This window comes from Pandoraea sp. NE5 (assembly GCF_024363545.1).
Classification (GTDB): Bacteria; Pseudomonadota; Gammaproteobacteria; order Burkholderiales; family Burkholderiaceae; genus Pandoraea; species Pandoraea cepalis.
Genome location: NZ_AP025517.1, coordinates 2,146,961 through 2,160,890, shown reverse-complemented (window position 1 = coordinate 2,160,890; position 13,930 = coordinate 2,146,961). Strand labels below are relative to the sequence as shown.

The window sequence follows — 13,930 nt, the reverse complement described above, 5'->3', positions numbered from 1 at the left end:
TGTGCGATCTAAGGAATTGGTGGAGGCAGACGGGATCGAACCGACGACCCCCTGCTTGCAAAGCAGGTGCTCTCCCAGCTGAGCTATGCCCCCCAAATCAGTCTGATGCGGCGTTACAAAAAACCTTACATACCGATGTATGCGGCGGCCTTTTGTGCCTTGCCTCAGCCAGATTTCTTTCTACCAGGCGTCGGTGGAAAGAGTTTGGTGGGTCTGGAAGGACTTGAACCTTCGACCCCCGCCTTATCAAGACGGTGCTCTAACCACCTGAGCTACAGACCCGACTTAGATCTACGCAGTCAACAACCGATAAGCGTGAACACTCAACTTCCAGTGCATGCTCTAGAAAGGAGGTGATCCAGCCGCAGGTTCCCCTACGGCTACCTTGTTACGACTTCACCCCAGTCATGAATCCTGCCGTGGTAAGCGCCCTCCTTACGGTTAGGCTACCTACTTCTGGCAAAACCCACTCCCATGGTGTGACGGGCGGTGTGTACAAGACCCGGGAACGTATTCACCGCGACATGCTGATCCGCGATTACTAGCGATTCCAGCTTCACGCAGTCGAGTTGCAGACTGCGATCCGGACTACGATCGGTTTTCTGGGGTTAGCTCCACCTCGCGGTTTGGCAGCCCTCTGTACCGACCATTGTATGACGTGTGAAGCCCTACCCATAAGGGCCATGAGGACTTGACGTCATCCCCACCTTCCTCCGGTTTGTCACCGGCAGTCTCCCTAGAGTGCTCTTGCGTAGCAACTAAGGACAAGGGTTGCGCTCGTTGCGGGACTTAACCCAACATCTCACGACACGAGCTGACGACAGCCATGCAGCACCTGTGTTACGGTTCTCTTTCGAGCACTCCCACCTCTCAGCAGGATTCCGTACATGTCAAGGGTAGGTAAGGTTTTTCGCGTTGCATCGAATTAATCCACATCATCCACCGCTTGTGCGGGTCCCCGTCAATTCCTTTGAGTTTTAATCTTGCGACCGTACTCCCCAGGCGGTCAACTTCACGCGTTAGCTTCGTTACTAAGGAAATGAATCCCCAACAACTAGTTGACATCGTTTAGGGCGTGGACTACCAGGGTATCTAATCCTGTTTGCTCCCCACGCTTTCGTGCATGAGCGTCAGTATTGGCCCAGGGGGCTGCCTTCGCCATCGGTATTCCTCCACATCTCTACGCATTTCACTGCTACACGTGGAATTCTACCCCCCTCTGCCATACTCTAGCCTTGCAGTCACGAATGCAGTTCCCAGGTTAAGCCCGGGGATTTCACATCCGTCTTACAAAACCGCCTGCGCACGCTTTACGCCCAGTAATTCCGATTAACGCTTGCACCCTACGTATTACCGCGGCTGCTGGCACGTAGTTAGCCGGTGCTTATTCTTCCGGTACCGTCATCCCCCCGAGGTATTAACCCAGAGGATTTCTTTCCGGACAAAAGTGCTTTACAACCCGAAGGCCTTCTTCACACACGCGGCATTGCTGGATCAGGCTTTCGCCCATTGTCCAAAATTCCCCACTGCTGCCTCCCGTAGGAGTCTGGGCCGTGTCTCAGTCCCAGTGTGGCTGGTCGTCCTCTCAGACCAGCTACAGATCGTCGCCTTGGTGAGCTTTTACCCCACCAACTAGCTAATCTGACATCGGCTGCTCTTGTAGCGCGAGGCCCGAAGGTCCCCCGCTTTCCTCCTCAGAGCGTATGCGGTATTAATCCGGCTTTCGCCGAGCTATCCCCCACTACAAGGTACATTCCGATGTATTACTCACCCGTTCGCCACTCGCCACCAGGTGCAAGCACCCGTGCTGCCGTTCGACTTGCATGTGTAAGGCATGCCGCCAGCGTTCAATCTGAGCCAGGATCAAACTCTTCAGTTTAAACCTGTTACTGTTTTCGGTTTTTCGTGATAAATCACTCGAACCGGTCGCTCTCAAAGTATGCTGACAAGTTAATTACTTAACTTACCTATTACTTATGTGAGCCTCAATAAATTTAAAGCTTATCTGCCGAAGCAGACGCACCATTCATCGAGTGCCCACACTTATCGGTTGTCTAGTTTTTAAAGATCAATCGCATCGAACTTCGCTTCGTCGCACACTTACCGCGCCGTCGCTTCGTTTTCTGCGTCGCTGCATCTGCAGCAGAGAAGCAAGATTATGTCGTAGCTTCTCGTCGTCGTCAACAGTTTTTTTCGCCTTCTTCGCTCGTCGCCGTAGCGACTCACAAGCTCCAAAACCACCAACCACCGGGCTTTCCAGCCCGTCGCCCCCACCGCTTCGCCGCTTTCGCTGCGTCGCCGTCGTTGCGAGAGACGGAATATTAGTGAAAACCCCGTACCCTGGCAAGCCCTTTGTGAAAATAATTTGAAAACCCATGAAAAAACCCCGTCACGATACGTGACGGGGTTTCTTTAAATGATCACGGCGCCCGCAAATGCCTTGGTATGACAGACCTCAGGACTTCTTGCCGAAGTAGCGCGCGAAGATGGCGTCATATGTCCCGTCCGCCTTGATCGCCTCGATCCCCTTGTTGATCTTGCCCAGCAACTCGGCATCCCCCTTGCGTACTGCGATCCCGTAATACTCCTTGGGAAAGCTGCTATCGGAGACCGTACGCAGCTTGGCATCCGGGTTGTGGGCAACAAAGTTCACCACGACGCCGTTGTCCGCCACCACCGCGTCGACACCGCCGGCCTCCAGCTCCTTCATGGCGAGCGGCGTGCCTTCAAAGCGTTTGACCGACGGATTGTTCTTGCCCATGAGCTTCTGCACCACCTCGTCGCCCGTGGTGGCCGTCTGCACGCCCACCTTGAGGGACTTCAGATCGTCGAATTTCTGCACGGTCGAGTTCAGCGGCACGGCAATCAACTGCGACGCCTCGAAGTAAGGCGCCGAGAAATCCATCTGCTTACGACGCTCGTCGGTGATCGTGATCGCCGAAATCAGAATGTCCCTATCGCCCTGAACCAACGAATTGAAGATGCCCTCGAACGGCGTATTGACGAAACGCACGGAGATGCCCGCCTTGTCCGCGACCGCCTTCATCACATCGATGTCGAAGCCGGCAATCTGCCGGGTATCGGTTTCGAATTCGAATGGCGCGTAGGCGGCATCCGTGCCGACGACGTACACCGTCTGCGCGCCGTCCGCTCCCGCCGACCGGCCCGCCGCCGATTCCTCCTTCTTCCCGCAGGCACCCAACAGCAGCCCCGAGGCCACGACTAAGGCCAGCGCAAATGTGCGTCGGTTGATCGACATTGTTTTGTCCCTTGCTGAAAAAACCGGCAGCCTATCATAGGACGACCTCCCCGCAGGAGGTCGTCACGGTACAGCACGCCAGAATCAGCGATGTTTGAAAACCGGTTTGCGCTTCTCGACAAACGCGGCCATGCCTTCCTTCTGATCCTCAAGCGCGAACAGCGAATGGAACATCCGGCGCTCGAACTGCACGCCTTCGTCGAGCGTTGACTCGAATGCGCGGTTGACGGCTTCCTTCGCCGCCATCACGACCGGCAATGAGTATTCGCAAATGGTATTGGCCGCGCCGATCGCCTCGTCGAGCAGCGTCTCGAGCGGTACCACGCGCGATACCAGCCCAGCGCGCTCGGCCTCGGTGGCGTCCATGAAACGCGCGGTCAGGCACATGTCCATGGCCTTGGCTTTCGATACGGCGCGCGTCAGACGCTGCGTGCCGCCGGCGCCCGGGATCACGCCAAGCTTGATTTCCGGCTGGCCGAACTTGGCATTCTCGGCAGCGATGATGAAATCGCACATCATCGCCAGTTCACAGCCGCCGCCGAGCGCGAAACCCGACACGGCCGCGATGACCGGCTTGCGAATGCGGCGCACCGTTTCCCAGTTGCGCGTGATGTAGTCACCTTTGAATACATCCGCGAAGGTGTATTTCGACATCATGCCGATGTCGGCGCCCGCAGCGAACGCCTTCTCGCTACCGGTAATCACCATGCAGCCGATGGCTTCGTCGGCATCGAACGCCGTGAGCGCGGTGCCCAGTTCGTCCATCAGCGCATCGTTCAGCGCGTTGAGCGCTTTCGGACGATTCAGCGTGATCAGGCCGACGCGGCCGCGCGTTTCCACCAGAATATTCTCGTACGTCATCCTCTTCTTCCTCCAGTCAAAGTCTCGTCTTTTGTTTCGGGGGCCGGCGCACTCAGGAGATCGATACCCTGGCAGTCACCGGAAACAGGCATCAGGCGATGGACACACCGTTGGTTCGCAACAGCGCTGCGGCGCACACGGCGAGCAGGGGTAACAAGACCCGCCAGGCGTCGACTGCAGTGGTTAGGCATGATGCCATCGATCCCCTGGCCATGCACCTGGCGTTCCGCCAAGCAGACGACCCGCGCTCCGCGCCGAGTCACCGCCACGACAGCCGGGGCACAGCCTCATCACCGTCATCGCCACCGCCTAAGCTCAACTCTCGGGACGCCACCAAAGCCGTTGGGGAAAACCCGGCATCATCGTGTGCCACGCCCGGAAGATTTGGTGCTATATTAACAAACCAACCGGTCGGTTAATTAATGTCGATGAAAGTGATCGACGACGACCCGGTGCCGTCACCTGCGTCTTGCCGCCCGTCGGCAGACAGCGAATCCGCCAGCCGCATCCCGACACGGACAGATCCACAACCATGACTCATCCCCTCTTCGCCAAACACCAAGAGACTCTCGAGCGCGCCCTTCAGGCCATCGCCACGCGTGGTTACTGGAGCCCGTTTACGGAAATGCCGAGTCCGCGTGCTTATGGCGAGACGGCCGCCGCCGACGGCGAAGCCGCTTTCAAACAGTATCTGAATGCCGCCTTCCCGTTGGAACAGCGCGGCAGCACGGGTAGCGTCGGCCAGGAGGTCTCCCCGTTCGGCTTCGCGCTCGGCACGACATATCCCGGTTTCGAGATCGACGCCCTGCTCGCCCGCGTGAGCGACGCCCACAAGGCTTGGCGCGCCGCCACCCCGGACGCCTGGGTCGGCGTATCGCTGGAAATTCTCAACCGCCTGAACGCGCGCAGCTTTGAAATCGCCAATGCCGTGATGCACACGACGGGCCAAGCGTTCATGATGGCCTTCCAGGCCGGCGGCCCGCACGCGCAAGACCGCGGCCTCGAAGCCGTGGCCTACGCATGGGACGAACTGCGCCGCATCCCGGCGGGCGCCTATTGGGAAAAGCCGCAGGGCAAGAACCCGCCGCTCGCCATGGAAAAGCGCTATACGGTCGTGCCGCGCGGCGTGGCGCTGGTGCTCGGCTGCTGCACGTTCCCGACGTGGAACGGTTATCCGGGCCTGTTCGCCAGCCTGGCCACCGGCAACGCCGTGATCGTCAAGCCGCATCCGGGCGCGATCCTGCCGCTCGCCATCACGGTGAAGATCGCGCGTGAGGTCCTGCGCGACGCCGGTTTCGATCCGGATGTCGTGACGCTCGCAGCCACCAACCCGAACGACGGCGCCATCGTCCAGCAACTGGCCACGCGCGGTGAAGTGCGCGTGATCGACTTCACGGGCAGCACCGCCAACGGCGACTGGCTGGAGACCCACGCGCGTCAGGCGCAGGTCTACACCGAGAAGGCCGGCGTGAACCAGATCGTGATCGATTCGACGGACGACCTGAAGGGCATGGCCCGCAACATTGGCTTCTCGCTGGCCTTGTACTCGGGCCAGATGTGCACCGCGCCCCAGAACATCTACATTCCGCGCGACGGCATCCAGACGCCCGACGGCAAGGTGTCGTTCGAGGAAGTGGTCGCCGCCATCGCGGGCAGCGTGCAGAAGACGTGCAGCGACCCGGCCAAGGCCGTTGAGCTGCTCGGCGCGATTCAGAACGAAGGCGTGCTGGCTCGCATCGACGACGCCCGCAAGGTCGGCCGCGTCGTGCTCGACAGCCAGACGCTCCAGCACCCGGCCTTCGCCGACGCCCGTGTGCGCACGCCGCTGATCGTCGCGCTCGATGTGGCCGACGACGCCACCTACACGCGCGAATGGTTTGGCCCGATCGCCTTTGTGATCGCCGTGGACAACAGCGCCCAGGCGTTCGCCCTGGCCGGACGCACCGCCGCCGACCATGGCGCACTCACACTGTCGGCGTATACGACGTCCGCCGAGGGCGAGGCCCAGGCGCTCGACGCCGCCATCGAAGGGCGCGTGGCCCTGTCGCTCAACCTGACGGGCGGCGTGTTCGTGAACCAATCCGCAGCCTACTCGGATTACCACGGCACGGGCGGCAACCCGGCCGCCAACGCGAGCCTGGCCGACGCCGCCTTCGTCGCGAATCGCTTCCGTGTCGTGCAAAGCCGCCACCATGTGCCGGCCAAGTCCGACGCCGGCGCTGCCTGAGCCTCCGATACATCTATATATAGAGAAGGGAACGGGAAGCCTTGCGCTGCGCGCGCCGCCGGACACGCCTTGCAAGCCCCGCCCCAAGTCAAGACAGGAACGAACGATCATGACCGAAGCTTTCATCTGCGACGCGATCCGCACCCCCATCGGCCGCTACGGCGGTGCCCTGAAGGACGTACGCGCCGACAACCTCGGCGCGGTTCCCCTCAAGGCGCTCATGGCGCGCAACCCGAACGTCGACTGGACCCTGATCGACGATGTCATCTACGGTTGCGCCAATCAGGCCGGCGAAGACAACCGTAACGTGGCCCGCATGGCATCGCTGCTCGCTGAGTTGCCGATCGACGTGCCGGGCGCCACGCTCAACCGCCTGTGCGGCTCGGGCATGGACGCCATCGGCACGGCCGCACGCGCCATCAAGGCGGGCGAAGCCGGACTGATGATCGCCGGCGGCGTCGAATCGATGACCCGCGCGCCATTTGTAATGGGCAAGGCCGACAGTGCGTTTTCGCGCCAGGCCGCCATCTTCGACACGACCATCGGCTGGCGTTTCATCAACCCGCTGATGAAGGCGCAGTACGGCGTGGATTCGATGCCGGAGACGGCCGAAAACGTCGCCGACGACTTCAAGATCGGCCGCGAAGATCAGGACCGCTTCGCCGTGCGCAGCCAGGAGAAGGCGGCGCGCGCACAGGCCGACGGCACGCTCGCGCAGGAAATCACACCGGTCTCGATCGCGCAAAAGAAGGGCGATCCGATCGTCGTCGACCGTGACGAGCATCCGCGCGCCACGAGCCTCGAAGCGCTGGCCAAGCTCAAGGGCGTGGTCCGTGCGGACGGCACCGTGACCGCGGGCAATGCCTCCGGCGTGAACGACGGCGCATGCGCGCTGTTGCTCGCGAGCGAGAGCGCCGCCAAGCTGCACGGCCTCACGCCCCGCGCGCGCGTGCTCGGCATGGCGACCGCCGGCGTGCCCCCCCGCATCATGGGCATTGGCCCGGCCCCGGCCACGCTCAAGCTGCTGCGCCAATTGAACATGACGCTGGATCAGTTCGATGTGATCGAACTGAACGAAGCCTTCGCGAGCCAGGGTCTGGCGGTGTTGCGTCAGCTCGGCGTTGCCGACGACGACGCCCGCGTGAACCCGAACGGCGGGGCGATTGCGCTGGGCCACCCGCTGGGTGCCTCGGGTGCGCGTTTGGTCACCACGGCGATGTATCAGTTGCACCGAACCGGCGGACGCTACGCGCTGTGCACGATGTGTATCGGCGTGGGCCAGGGCATCGCGATCGCCATCGAGCGCCTCTGATCGCCAGCCCTGTTCCGCTCATTCGATATCACGACACCCCGAGGAAGACACCGATGACCGCCACGGTTCAACTGACGCTGCAAGCCAACGTCGCGACGATCACGCTCAACCGCCCCGAGAAGCTCAACAGCTTCACGCGGGAGATGCACGCGGCGTTGCGCGATGCCCTCGATACCGCCCAGGCACAAGGCGCGCGCGCCATTGTGCTGACCGGTGCCGGCCGCGGCTTCTGCGCCGGGCAGGATCTGGCGGATCTGGACTTCACGCCGGGGGCCTCGACCGATCTCGGGGCGCTGATCGACGAAAACTTCAACCCGCTCGTGCGCAAGCTGCGCGCGATGCCGCTGCCGGTGATTGCCGCAGTGAACGGCATCGCGGCGGGCGCGGGCGCGAATCTGGCGCTTGCCTGCGACATTGTGCTTGCGGGGGCGTCGGTCAACTTCCTGCAGGCGTTCGTGAAGATCGGTCTGCTGCCCGACACCGGCGGCACGTGGTTCCTGCCGCAACGTGTCGGCATGGCGCGCGCGATGGGACTGGCGATGCTCGGCGACAAGCTCTCGGCCGAACAAGCCGAGCAGTGGGGCCTGATCTGGCGCTGCGTCGACGATGACGCGCTCCTGCCCGAAGCACAGAAACTCGCCGCGCAATTGGCGTTGCAACCCACGAAGGCGCTCGCCACGATCAAGGAAGCGTTGTATGCCTCGGCCACCAACACGCTCGACCAGCAACTCGATCTCGAACGCGACGGACAGCGCGCACTCGGCGCCTCGTACGACTATGCCGAAGGCGTGAACGCGTTTCTGGAGAAGCGCGCGCCGAAGTTCGAAGGCCGCTGATCGACCGACACCATAACAACACGAGAGACACGATGAGCCTGACCTCCCCCGCCCCCAAGGCAACCAGTGAGATGACACCGGAAGAACTCGCCCGCGCCACGGGCGAATCGATGTACCGCAGCGACCGCGCGAGCCAGTGGCTCGGCATGGAGTTGCAGGAAGTGCGCCCGGGCTATGCGCGCATGACGATGCGTATTCGCGACGAATTTCTCAACGGCCACGCCATCTGCCACGGCGGCTTGATGTTCACGCTGGCCGACTCGACCTTTGCCTTCGCGTGCAACAGCTACAACATCAACACGGTCGCCGCCGGGTGCAGCATCGAGTTCCTGAAGCCGGTCTCGGGGGGCGACACGCTCACGGCCGAGGCACAGGAGCAGGTGCTCTCGGGGCGTCACGGGATCTACGACATTCGCTTGACGAACTCGGCCGGCGAAGCCGTCGCGATGTTCCGCGGCAAGTCCGCGCAGATCAAGGGCAGCGTCGTCTGACACGGCCCCGCAGCACGCGCATCCAGGCACGGGTTCGCGAGTCACACACGTATCAGTGAGTATTAGTAAGTAGCCAGTCCCAAGGAGACAGTCATGACCACCGCCTTGCCGCTCGAGCCGATCGAGAAAGCGAGCCTCGACGAACTGCGCGCCCTTCAGCTCGACCGTCTGAAGACGACGTTGCGGCATGCCTATGAGAATTCGCCGGTGTATCGCCGCAAGTTCGATGAGGCCGGCGTCCACCCGGACGATCTGACCTCGCTGGCCGATCTGGCCAAGTTCCCGTTCACGACGAAGCAGGATCTGCGCGACAGCTATCCGTTCGGCATGTTCGCCGTACCGATGGAGCAGGTCTCGCGCGTGCATGCGTCGTCGGGCACCACCGGCAAGCCGACGGTCGTGGGCTACACGGCCAACGACATCAGCACGTGGGCCGATCTGGTGGCGCGCTCGATCCGTGCCGCCGGCGCGCGTCGCGGTGACAAGGTGCACGTCAGCTACGGCTACGGCCTGTTCACGGGCGGTCTCGGCGCGCACTACGGCGCCGAGCGTGCCGGGTTGACCGTGATCCCGTTCGGCGGCGGCCAGACCGAGAAGCAGGTGCAACTGATTCAGGATTTCAAGCCCGACATCATCATGGTCACGCCGAGCTACATGCTCGCGATCGCCGACGAACTCGAGCGTCAAGGCTTGGTGGCGGCGGAATCGTCGCTGCGCATCGGCATCTTCGGCGCCGAGCCGTGGACGAACGACATGCGCTCGGCCATCGAGAAGCGCATGGGCATCGACGCGGTCGACATCTACGGTCTGTCGGAAGTGATGGGCCCCGGAGTCGCCAGCGAATGTGCCGAGACCAAGGACGGCCCGACGATCTGGGAAGATCACTTCTACCCCGAGATCATCGATCCGGTGACCGGAGAAGTGCTGCCCGACGGCGAGTTCGGCGAACTGGTGTTCACCTCGCTCACGAAGGAAGCGCTGCCGATCATCCGCTACCGCACGCGCGATCTCACGCGCCTGCTGCCGGGCACGGCGCGCACGATGCGCCGCATGGAGAAGATCACCGGCCGCTCCGACGACATGATGATCATTCGCGGCGTGAACGTCTTCCCGTCGCAGATCGAGGAACTGCTGCTGCGCCAGCCGTTGCTCTCACCGCACTATCAGATCATCCTGGACAAGGAAGGCCCGATGGACACGATGGCCGTTGAAGTCGAGGCAGCCGTCGGCTGCCACGACGACACGGCGCTGCAATCGGCGGGCGGCGAACTCAAGCGCGACATCAAGACGCTCATCGGCGTGTCGTGCGCGGTGCGCGTGAAGCCGGTCGGCGGCATCGAGCGCTCGGTGGGCAAGGCACGCCGCGTTTTGGATAAGCGGGTGCGATAAGCGCCGGCCGTGGTCCGTCACGATGAAAAAAAGCCCGTGATCGATTCGCGGGCTTTTTCGTTGACGCTCGACGCTCACTGATTGGGCAGGAACACCCACATACGGCCGCTCTGGCGCATCCGCCCGGCCAGATCGCCGGCGTCGTCGCCCAGCCCCCAGAAGAAATCGGCGCGCACGCCGCCCTTGATGGCGCTGCCGGTGTCCTGCGCGAACATCAACCGGTTGATCGGGGTATTCGCCTGGGCACCGAACGGCGGGCGCGTGGTCGCGAGGAACACCGGGCTGCCAAGTGGGATCGAGGCCGGATCCACGGCGATCGATCGCTCCGCCGTGAGCGGCACGCCCAAGGCGCCCACCGGCCCCTCGATACCGCCCACGCCGTGATTCGGCATCTCGCGGAAAAAGACGAAACGCGGGTTCACATCGAGCAAGGCATCGACGCGCGACGGATTGGCACGCGCCCACGCGCGAATCCCCTGCATCGTCGCCTGCGCGGGCGTGATCTCGCCATGATCGATCAGCCAGCGTCCGATCGACTTGTATGGTTGGTCGTTGTTGCCCGCGTAGCCCACGCGCATGATCGTGCCATCGTCGAGCAATACCTGCCCCGAGCCCTGCACCTGCAGGAAGAAGGCCTCGACCGGATCGTCAACGTACACCAGCTCGTGGCCGCGCAGAATGCCGCTGCGCATGAGTTCGGCGCGCGCGGGCAGCGATCCGGCGCGACGCCCGGTGGGCCATTTGTAAAGCGGTGTCTGATACACGCCGCCACGCACGCGCGAGCCGTGCAGCAACGGCTCGTAGTAGCCCGTGATCAGGCCCGTCTGCGTGCCGTCGGCGTTCGCGATGCGAAACGGCGTAAAGTATTGTTCGAAGAACTGCCGAACCGCAGCCGGATCCAGATCGTCGATACGCTCGGACGCGCGGCACGCAGGTTGCCAGTTGGTTTGACGGCCGAGCTTCACGCAGCTCTGGGCGAGCGCGAGGCGCGCGCCGATGAGCGAGTCGTCCTGCCACCCGTCGACCTGCGACCACGACACGGGCTGCATGCGGCCCGCGCCCGAGGGCGGCGTGGCCACGGTCGACGGTGGCGTACCTGGACGAGACGTGCTCGTCGGAGGCACACTCGAACAACCGTAGAGCAATGCGGCAAACGCGGCGAACGCCAGGCCCCGGCCGGCGCGCCACCGCCCGAACTTCGTCAGGAAGAGCGTCATGGGTAATCTGTTCGATGAATATCCGGCCTTGCTGGTCTTGCCGGAGGTGTTGCTGGCGATCGCGATCGTCGCCGCGATTGTGGTGATGCGTCGCAAGCCGTCGCCCCAACGCAGGGTTCGCCCGATGCGGGCGATCCGGCCGATGCCGAGCGATACCGTCGACCCAGTGGATTCGCGCGATCGGGACGCGGCCGCCGGCGCGGCCGACGATCCGCTCAAACGCGAAGACTGGTCCGACGACCGCCGCTGACGTCCGAACGATGCGCGCATGCCCGGCTCAGTGCAACGTGCGCGGCATGGTCAGCGCGAATTCGGCGATGGGAACGTCGAAACGCGTGCCATCCTCGGCCACGCAAAAGTACTCGCCGCGCATGGTGCCGATCGGCGTGGCGACCATCGCCCAGCTCGTATACTCGAACTGCTCACCGGGCTGCAGGAACGGTTGATGCCCGATCACGCCCAGGCCGTTGACTTCCTGCACATGGTTATCGCCGTCGGTAATCACCCAATGGCGCGAGATCAGTTGTGCCGGCACTTCCCCACTGTTGCGAATCGTGATCGTGTAGGCAAAGGCGAATTGCCGGCGATCCGGTTCCGATTGCTCCGGGAGGTATTGCGGGCGCACTGTGACGGTAAATTCATACTGGCTCATCGGGTGTTCCTGTAGCGCATGCGGGCTCTCTGGTGGCGTTTTGCAACGCATTCTGCGGCAAGTCGTCGCGGGTCGCAACCGGCAAACACGCCAGTCGGCGACCGATTCGAAGGGTATCGGCGCCCGCCGGTTCGGCCCACGGCCGGCAGGCATCATGCGAAAGCTTTAAAATGTCGCTTTTGACGCCCTTCCCCCGCCCGCCATGACGCAATTCTGTATCGCCCCCAGCATCCTGTCCGCCGACTTTGCCCGGCTGGGCGAAGAAGTCCGCAACGTCGTGGCGGCAGGCGCCGACTGGATTCACTTCGACGTGATGGACAACCATTACGTTCCCAACCTGACCATCGGCCCGATGGTTTGCGAGGCGATCCGCCCGCACGTGGACGTGCCGATCGACGTGCATCTGATGGTACGCCCAGTCGATCGCATCGTGCCCGATTTCGCCAAGGCCGGCGCGAACCTGATCACGTTCCACCCGGAAGCGTCGGAACATGTCGACCGCACGCTTTCCCTGATTCGCGACCACGGTTGCAAAGCGGGTCTCGTATTCAACCCGGGTACGCCGCTGCATTACCTCGACCACGTGATGGATCGTCTCGATATGGTGCTCATCATGTCGGTGAACCCCGGCTTCGGCGGCCAATCGTTCATTCCCGAAGCGCTCAACAAACTGCGCGCCGTGCGTGCCCGCATCGACGCCTACACGGCCGAGACCGGTCACGAGATTCGTCTGGAAATCGACGGCGGCGTGAAGGTCGAGAACATCGCCGAGATCGCGGCCGCCGGGGCGGACACGTTCGTCGCCGGCTCCGCCATCTTCGGCAAACCCGACTACAAGGCGGTCATCGACCAGATGCGCGCCCAACTGGCGAGCGTGGCATGACCGATACCCAAGACCTCCAGCTGGACGGCATTCGCGCGGTGTTGATCGACCTCGACGGCACGCTCGTCGACACGGCGGGCGACTTCGGCATGGCGCTGAACGCCATGCTGGCCGATCTGGGCGTAGCACCGGTGCCGACCGAGCGCCTGATGACGTTTGTCGGCAAGGGCACCGCCAATCTCATCCGCAAGACCCTCGCCGAGCGTTTCGCCGACGCGGAGATCGACGGCCTGTTCGAACGGGCACAGGACAAGTACGAAGCCGTCTACACGTCGATCAACGGCGCGCACACGACGCTTTATCCCGAAGTGCGCGAAGGACTGGCCGCCTTGCGCGCCGCCGGTCTGCCCGTGGCCTGCATCACCAACAAGCAGCATCGCTTCGCGGTCGCGTTGCTCGCGCATTACGACCTGACCGATCAGTTCGACCTGGTGTATGGCGGCGACTCGTGGCCCAGGCGCAAGCCGGACCCGATGCCGCTCGTCAAGGCGTGCGAAGTCTTCGGCGTGTCGCCGGCGCAAGCCGTGCTGGTCGGGGACTCGGGCAACGACGCCCAGGCGGCCCGCGCGGCCGGCTGCCGGTCGTTGACCGTGCCATATGGCTACAACCATGGCGAATCTGTACAAACGATCGACACGGATGGTATAGTCGGCTCCATTCTGGGCGCCGCCCGGGCGATTTTGCCCAAGGCTGCGCCCGCACTGGCGAGCTGAGTTCGCCATCTTCCACACTGCATTCAAGCGCATGTTCCTGAACAAGAAACGGAGTCTGAGCGTGATCGACCGGGGGGCCTGGCCCTGGCG

At 62.9% G+C, this 13,930-nt stretch carries 12 protein-coding genes, 2 tRNA genes and 1 rRNA gene; 8 read left to right on the top strand and 7 right to left on the bottom strand.

Going from position 1 to position 13,930, the window contains the following annotated elements; translation table 11 throughout:
• Positions 1 to 17 precede the first annotated feature (17 nt).
• The 5 genes from PanNE5_RS09885 to PanNE5_RS09865 all read right to left on the bottom strand — a co-directional run bounded on the left by PanNE5_RS09885 (position 18) and on the right by PanNE5_RS09865 (position 4,120).
• Positions 18 to 93 (bottom strand) — tRNA-Ala (locus PanNE5_RS09885).
• Positions 94 to 205: 112 nt separating this feature from the next.
• Positions 206 to 282, bottom strand: a tRNA-Ile gene (locus PanNE5_RS09880).
• A gap of 64 nt (positions 283 to 346) precedes the next feature.
• Positions 347 to 1,879 (bottom strand): 16S ribosomal RNA (locus PanNE5_RS09875).
• 576 nt (positions 1,880 to 2,455) lie between these two features.
• The gene (locus PanNE5_RS09870) at positions 2,456 to 3,259 is read right to left on the bottom strand and encodes a basic amino acid ABC transporter substrate-binding protein (protein WP_261939690.1); all 804 of its coding nucleotides are present in this window, start codon (positions 3,257 to 3,259) and stop codon (positions 2,456 to 2,458) included.
• An 84-nt stretch (positions 3,260 to 3,343) separates the two neighbouring features.
• Positions 3,344 to 4,120, bottom strand: a complete 777-nt coding sequence (locus PanNE5_RS09865; RefSeq protein WP_017233195.1) for an enoyl-CoA hydratase — start codon at positions 4,118 to 4,120, stop codon at positions 3,344 to 3,346.
• A gap of 532 nt (positions 4,121 to 4,652) precedes the next feature.
• Between PanNE5_RS09865 and paaN the strand changes: the two genes are divergently transcribed.
• From paaN to paaK, 5 genes are all read left to right on the top strand, one after another.
• Positions 4,653 to 6,347, top strand: a complete 1,695-nt coding sequence (paaN, locus tag PanNE5_RS09860) for a phenylacetic acid degradation protein PaaN (protein ID WP_017233193.1) — start codon at positions 4,653 to 4,655, stop codon at positions 6,345 to 6,347.
• A gap of 109 nt (positions 6,348 to 6,456) precedes the next feature.
• Positions 6,457 to 7,659 (top strand): 3-oxoadipyl-CoA thiolase, encoded by a 1,203-nt coding sequence (gene pcaF, locus PanNE5_RS09855; protein ID WP_017233192.1) that lies wholly within the window; start codon positions 6,457 to 6,459, stop codon positions 7,657 to 7,659.
• A gap of 53 nt (positions 7,660 to 7,712) precedes the next feature.
• Positions 7,713 to 8,495, top strand: a complete 783-nt coding sequence (paaG, locus tag PanNE5_RS09850) for a 2-(1,2-epoxy-1,2-dihydrophenyl)acetyl-CoA isomerase PaaG (RefSeq protein WP_017233191.1) — start codon at positions 7,713 to 7,715, stop codon at positions 8,493 to 8,495.
• Between the two features lie 32 nt (positions 8,496 to 8,527).
• Positions 8,528 to 8,986 carry a hydroxyphenylacetyl-CoA thioesterase PaaI gene (gene paaI / locus PanNE5_RS09845; protein ID WP_174975133.1) on the top strand — a complete coding sequence of 153 codons (459 nt, stop codon included), beginning with the start codon at positions 8,528 to 8,530 and terminating at the stop codon, positions 8,984 to 8,986.
• Between the two features lie 93 nt (positions 8,987 to 9,079).
• On the top strand, positions 9,080 to 10,375 hold the full coding sequence (paaK, locus tag PanNE5_RS09840) for a phenylacetate--CoA ligase PaaK (protein ID WP_017233189.1): 1,296 nt from the start codon (positions 9,080 to 9,082) through the stop codon (positions 10,373 to 10,375).
• A 74-nt stretch (positions 10,376 to 10,449) separates the two neighbouring features.
• Here paaK and PanNE5_RS09835 read toward each other — a convergent pair whose 3' ends face one another.
• On the bottom strand, positions 10,450 to 11,592 hold the full coding sequence (locus PanNE5_RS09835; RefSeq protein WP_017233188.1) for a murein transglycosylase A: 1,143 nt from the start codon (positions 11,590 to 11,592) through the stop codon (positions 10,450 to 10,452).
• On the opposite strand from PanNE5_RS09835, the gene PanNE5_RS09830 reads away from it, so the two are divergent.
• Positions 11,591 to 11,842: a hypothetical protein gene (locus PanNE5_RS09830; RefSeq protein ID WP_017233187.1), complete on the top strand. Its 252-nt coding sequence runs from the start codon at positions 11,591 to 11,593 to the stop codon at positions 11,840 to 11,842. The genes PanNE5_RS09835 and PanNE5_RS09830 overlap by 2 nt on opposite strands.
• A gap of 27 nt (positions 11,843 to 11,869) precedes the next feature.
• On the opposite strand, the gene apaG is transcribed toward PanNE5_RS09830, so the two are convergent.
• A complete protein-coding gene (gene apaG, locus PanNE5_RS09825; RefSeq protein WP_017233186.1) occupies positions 11,870 to 12,244 on the bottom strand; it encodes a Co2+/Mg2+ efflux protein ApaG in 375 nt (124 codons plus the stop codon).
• Positions 12,245 to 12,446: 202 nt separating this feature from the next.
• Between apaG and rpe the strand changes: the two genes are divergently transcribed.
• Positions 12,447 to 13,127 carry a ribulose-phosphate 3-epimerase gene (gene rpe, locus PanNE5_RS09820; protein ID WP_017233185.1) on the top strand — a complete coding sequence of 227 codons (681 nt, stop codon included), beginning with the start codon at positions 12,447 to 12,449 and terminating at the stop codon, positions 13,125 to 13,127.
• Positions 13,124 to 13,840: a phosphoglycolate phosphatase gene (locus tag PanNE5_RS09815; protein ID WP_150563384.1), complete on the top strand. Its 717-nt coding sequence runs from the start codon at positions 13,124 to 13,126 to the stop codon at positions 13,838 to 13,840. The genes rpe and PanNE5_RS09815 overlap by 4 nt, the downstream gene beginning before the upstream one ends.
• Positions 13,841 to 13,930 lie beyond the last annotated feature (90 nt).

Excerpts from the sequence above, each read along its gene's own strand:
- PanNE5_RS09870 (WP_261939690.1), bottom strand. The coding sequence starts at position 3,259 with ATGTCGATCAACCGACGCACATTTGCGCTGGCCTTAGTCGTGGCCTCG.
- PanNE5_RS09865 (WP_017233195.1), bottom strand. The coding sequence starts at position 4,120 with ATGACGTACGAGAATATTCTGGTGGAAACGCGCGGCCGCGTCGGCCTG.
- paaN (WP_017233193.1), top strand. The coding sequence starts at position 4,653 with ATGACTCATCCCCTCTTCGCCAAACACCAAGAGACTCTCGAGCGCGCC.
- pcaF (WP_017233192.1), top strand. The coding sequence starts at position 6,457 with ATGACCGAAGCTTTCATCTGCGACGCGATCCGCACCCCCATCGGCCGC.
- paaG (WP_017233191.1), top strand. The coding sequence starts at position 7,713 with ATGACCGCCACGGTTCAACTGACGCTGCAAGCCAACGTCGCGACGATC.
- paaI (WP_174975133.1), top strand. The coding sequence starts at position 8,528 with ATGAGCCTGACCTCCCCCGCCCCCAAGGCAACCAGTGAGATGACACCG.
- paaK (WP_017233189.1), top strand. The coding sequence starts at position 9,080 with ATGACCACCGCCTTGCCGCTCGAGCCGATCGAGAAAGCGAGCCTCGAC.
- PanNE5_RS09830 (WP_017233187.1), top strand. The coding sequence starts at position 11,591 with ATGGGTAATCTGTTCGATGAATATCCGGCCTTGCTGGTCTTGCCGGAG.
- PanNE5_RS09835 (WP_017233188.1), bottom strand. The coding sequence starts at position 11,592 with ATGACGCTCTTCCTGACGAAGTTCGGGCGGTGGCGCGCCGGCCGGGGC.
- apaG (WP_017233186.1), bottom strand. The coding sequence starts at position 12,244 with ATGAGCCAGTATGAATTTACCGTCACAGTGCGCCCGCAATACCTCCCG.
- rpe (WP_017233185.1), top strand. The coding sequence starts at position 12,447 with ATGACGCAATTCTGTATCGCCCCCAGCATCCTGTCCGCCGACTTTGCC.
- PanNE5_RS09815 (WP_150563384.1), top strand. The coding sequence starts at position 13,124 with ATGACCGATACCCAAGACCTCCAGCTGGACGGCATTCGCGCGGTGTTG.